This is a genomic window from Subtercola vilae (assembly GCF_004923255.1).
In the GTDB taxonomy this organism is placed as follows: Bacteria; Actinomycetota; Actinomycetes; order Actinomycetales; family Microbacteriaceae; genus Subtercola; species Subtercola vilae.
The window spans coordinates 1-2,352 of record NZ_QYRT01000091.1 but is presented as its reverse complement, the minus strand read 5'-3'; the positions used below and the strand labels follow the sequence as shown (position 1 = coordinate 2,352).

The 2,352-nt window shown below is 57.3% G+C and carries 2 protein-coding genes; both read left to right on the top strand.

The window, feature by feature from the left end; translation table 11 throughout:
- The first annotated feature begins 117 nt into the window (after positions 1–117).
- Positions 118–411 carry an IS3 family transposase gene (locus D4765_RS20250; protein ID WP_136643858.1) on the top strand — a complete coding sequence of 98 codons (294 nt, stop codon included), beginning with the start codon at positions 118–120 and terminating at the stop codon, positions 409–411.
- A 958-nt stretch (positions 412–1,369) separates the two neighbouring features.
- Positions 1,370–2,020: a hypothetical protein gene (locus D4765_RS18920; protein WP_161580503.1), complete on the top strand. Its 651-nt coding sequence runs from the start codon at positions 1,370–1,372 to the stop codon at positions 2,018–2,020.
- Positions 2,021–2,352: the final 332 nt, after the last annotated feature.

Here is a 2,352-nt window from a genome sequence, read left to right as displayed (position 1 = left end):
TTTTTGCTATCCTGGTGGGGTCAGGGTTACTGCTTCCTGCCGTATTCATGAAAACCCGCTGACCAGCATTAGAACTCACCCGACGCCACGGGGTCAGTATTCACCAATCGTCGACACCTGTATCAGCTGAAAGACGATCTGCTGATTCCCGAAGTGGCCCGGTTGCACGCGGAGAACTATGGCGTCTACGGGCGACGGAAGATGCATGCGCTGCTGCGCCGGCAGGGCTGGGATATCGGCCGGGACCAGACCGAACGGATGATGCGACTCGCAGGGGTTCGCGGTGTCAGACGGTCGAAGCGAGTGTTTACGACGAAATCCGACCCCGCCGCCCCTCGGCCCACTGATCTCGTTCAGCGACGCTTCACCGCTGACGGTCCGCGTCGACTCTGGGTCTGTGACGTGACCTAGGGGTCAGCTCACGAAAAGGAATATTCAACACGATTGGAAGCCGGCAACCAATCGTGTCTCGCGTGTTTCCGGGGCGTGTGGTTGCGTAGATAGTGCGAAAACCTGCTTGGAGCCCACGTCGTCGCCCTGTCCACGGCTTGCCATGGCCGCCAACGCCCAAGATGTTCTCTTCCCGTATTCAAGCGGAAGTCAGGCGAGAGAGATACCGCGCCAAAAACTCACAATCAAGTGCCTGCGCCCCTATCGTGTCATTTATACCGAACCGTGGGCCGACCCCTTGATGGGCGGTGCTGGAACCGTGGTACGCGCTGTAGTGCCTACCGGTAGGATGGCAGTCACATCATTCGACGCCATAGATCAAGCCGGTGGAGCTGGGGCTTTCATGGTCGGCGGTGCGGCTAATACGGCGGGTTGGAGTGACTATGCCACCCACTAGTCGTTCGAAGAAGGACTTCGGGATGCGCAAAGTCGCACTTATTCATGGTGGTTCAGCCCGAGCGTGGATTCTTTTCGCTCTCGTAGTCTTAGCCATCTGGGCCATATGTACAGTCGGTCTGCTTGCAGCTGTAATTTTCCGCCCGAGCAACCCTGGGCCGTCGTACGTTCCGTTCGCGTTGACGTGTCTATATATATGGGGGAGTCTTGCCTGCGTTGTTTTTATTGCAACGCTTATGATTCGAATCCAAACCAGGAGACAGAAGTCCCGTGGATATACAACTTCTCGTCGGGACTACCTTGATATGGATCAGGTAGATCCAAGAAGCGGCACAGTACTTCGAGAAGCTGGCGACCCATTCCTGACCCGCGAAGAGGCCAAGCTAGCCAGACGAGAGGCAGCTGCGTCATCTCACCGCCACGCCGCCAATTAGCAACAAGACATAGACCAAAACGTGCTTCCTAGCCGTTGGTCGCTGGCAATGACCGGTCAGACCAAAACGCTAACCAGAAGGCACTCTGTATGAAAACTAACCGCAGATGGATTGTTCTTCTGGCCGTCCTCGCTGTCGTAATCTTGCTAGCCCGCCTCATTGCGTCGACTATTCAGGCGTCGCAAAATGGGTCCGGGGGTGTGCAGCTCACCCTGACGGTTTCCGTCATCACCATAGTTGTGGTGATCCTCGCAGCAGGTGTCCCCATCTATGTGTTTTACCGTCGCCGCACCATGGGCATCAGTGAGCTCAGGGCCCAGTTCCCGGGCTCGGTGATCATTACGGGAATTGGGTACGACGAATTCGCCGTCGGCATCGTTCGGCTCGGTCGCAGTGAGTTCGGAGCCGCGTGGCAAGCCTCGGTCCACACGACCAAACGAACCCGGTTCACCCTCCTAGTGTTCAGCGCCGACGGGCTTACTCTGTGGAACGCATCGAGCAAACCCACCCAAGTCGGTGCCATACCGAACAGTCTGATCGCGTCGATCGGTACAGGTACGATCGCCTACGCATACGGCGAACGAGTTTCGTTAGTCGTGACCGTAGGGCTAACCGGTCAAAGCATTCGCCTTCCTTGGCTCGTCATGAAAGACACTGGAGGGGGAATTCTCCCGCGCGATTCCGCCGGGATCTCGAAAGTGCTCCAAGCAATTCACGACATCGTACAGACAGACAGCTGATCACAGCGCAAGACATCTATCCAAGCGTATCCACCACTGCATAGACATCCCCGAGGCCTCCGTCGGTGAGAATGTCAACTGAAGCGGAACCCAGTCAGGCTCCGGGTAGCAATGGGACGAAAACGTCCTCTAGCTGAATTCTCGGGCCCGTCATGGGGGCGCTTGAGAATTCGGCGCGCAGCGTACGGGAGGTTCAAGGGGTGAGCGCACCATCTGGCAGATTTGGAGGATGGTTGTGGTTTTAGATGTGGCGAGGTTTTCGGAGCGGCTGGTCCCGGAGGTGACGGCCAAGTTATGGGATCTGCGGGCGGACGGTTTCCGGGGCGAGAACA

Excerpts from the sequence above, each read along its gene's own strand:
- D4765_RS18920 (WP_161580503.1), top strand. The coding sequence starts at position 1,370 with ATGAAAACTAACCGCAGATGGATTGTTCTTCTGGCCGTCCTCGCTGTC.